The organism is Arthrobacter sp. Y3225116, assembly GCF_059091245.1.
Genome location: NZ_JBNHGL010000496.1, coordinates 1 through 875 on the forward strand (window position 1 = coordinate 1; position 875 = coordinate 875).

The window sequence follows — 875 nt, forward strand, 5'->3', positions numbered from 1 at the left end:
GCGCTCGCCGTCGCCGCCGGCGGGCGGCCGGATGTGGCTGTCTACGCCCACGACGTGACCGAAGCCGGCCGGGTGGAAATGCTGCCGTTCCTGCACGAGCAGGCCGTCAGCATCACCGCGCACCGCTTCGGCACACCCAACCACCTGGCCGACGGCCTGATCTAGCCGGCGGCAGCCGATACGGGCGGCGGTGTATTTGCACCGCCGCCCGCGTGTGTCAGGCTCGGGCTATGGCTGACGACCTCTCTTTCCGGCTGAACGAGGACCTCAAGCGCTACGAGGTGCTGGCCGCCGGGTCCCTGGCAGGGTTCACCGAGTTTCAGGCGCACGGCGGGACCGTGGCGTTCACCCATACGCGGGTGTTCGATGACTTTGCCGGCCAGGGGCTCGCCGGCAGGCTGGTGGGCCATGCGCTGGACGACGTGGTCGCGGGCGGGAGGAAGATCGTGCCGTACTGCGAGTACGTCGCGGGCTGGCTGCACCGGCACCCGGAGTACGAGCCGCACGTCGAGTGGCCCGAAAGCCCCGAATAGGATCCGCCGCGCACACTGACGTGTTTCCGCTGCCGGGCTGCGGGGTGGGTCAGGGGTGCCGGCGCATCCAGCTGACGGCGTGCAAGGTCAAGGTGGCGACGACGGTGAGCAGCCCGGCGATCAGGATCGTGGGCGCGACGGAGCTGAAGATGAAAATCCACGGCGGCCCGTAGCTGCCCGTGGATCCGAGCATGGCGTCCAGCTCGATGAAGTGCGGTGCCAGCGAGCCCCAGGCCCCGAACCCGGCCAGCCCCGCGCCCAGCACCCACATCGCCGCCAGGAACGGATTGACCTTCCGGCGGAGCGGCGCCGCACCTGCCGGGCTCGCCGTCACGACGGCGT

At 70.5% G+C, this 875-nt stretch carries 2 protein-coding genes; one reads left to right on the forward strand and one right to left on the reverse strand.

Annotation, left to right across the window (positions count from 1 at the left end):
* Positions 1-230 precede the first annotated feature (230 nt).
* A complete protein-coding gene (locus tag AC5RV2_RS18570) occupies positions 231-533 on the forward strand; it encodes a GNAT family N-acetyltransferase (RefSeq protein ID WP_494093550.1) in 303 nt (100 codons plus the stop codon).
* Positions 534-582: 49 nt separating this feature from the next.
* On the opposite strand, the gene AC5RV2_RS18575 is transcribed toward AC5RV2_RS18570, so the two are convergent.
* Positions 583-875: hypothetical protein (locus AC5RV2_RS18575; RefSeq protein ID WP_494093551.1), on the reverse strand; the 293-nt coding region annotated here is incomplete at its 5' end.

Coding starts and splice junctions, on each gene's coding strand:
- AC5RV2_RS18570 (WP_494093550.1), top strand. CDS start 231: ATGGCTGACGACCTCTCTTTCCGGCTGAACGAGGACCTCAAGCGCTAC.